Annotated in this window: 1 protein-coding gene; it reads left to right on the top strand. The window is 40.9% G+C overall.

Going from position 1 to position 296, the window contains the following annotated elements:
• Positions 1 to 64: 64 nt before the first annotated feature.
• Positions 65 to 296, top strand: a 232-nt coding sequence (locus J0A66_RS22855) for a hypothetical protein (protein WP_206576079.1), incomplete at its 3' end; no start/stop codon positions are given.

The raw sequence follows: 296 nt of genomic DNA, 5'->3' as shown, positions 1-296 counted from the left end.
AAAGCTGAATTCGCGAACCACACTGATTCAAGATGTAAAAGATTGATTTTCATGGGATATGTTGATGACGAAAGTCGAGTTAAGTACAAGTGAACGTTTAGTGCTGGAAATTATTAGACGGACTCAGATAAGTACCCGAATTGAATTAGCGAAAAAACTGGGCTTCTCAACAGTACAAGCAACCAAGCTGACTAAAGGATTAATAGAAAAAAAGCTTGTGGTAGAAAACGCCACCCCCTCTGGTGTCCGAGGACAACCGACTAAGAATATCTCGTTAAACCCCGATGGTTTGTACG

Origin of the sequence: Bowmanella dokdonensis, assembly GCF_017254865.1 — a bacterium.
Classification (GTDB): domain Bacteria; phylum Pseudomonadota; class Gammaproteobacteria; order Enterobacterales; family Alteromonadaceae; genus Bowmanella; species Bowmanella dokdonensis.
Note: the sequence above shows the minus strand (reverse complement) of the source record. Positions and strands in the feature narration are given on the sequence as shown.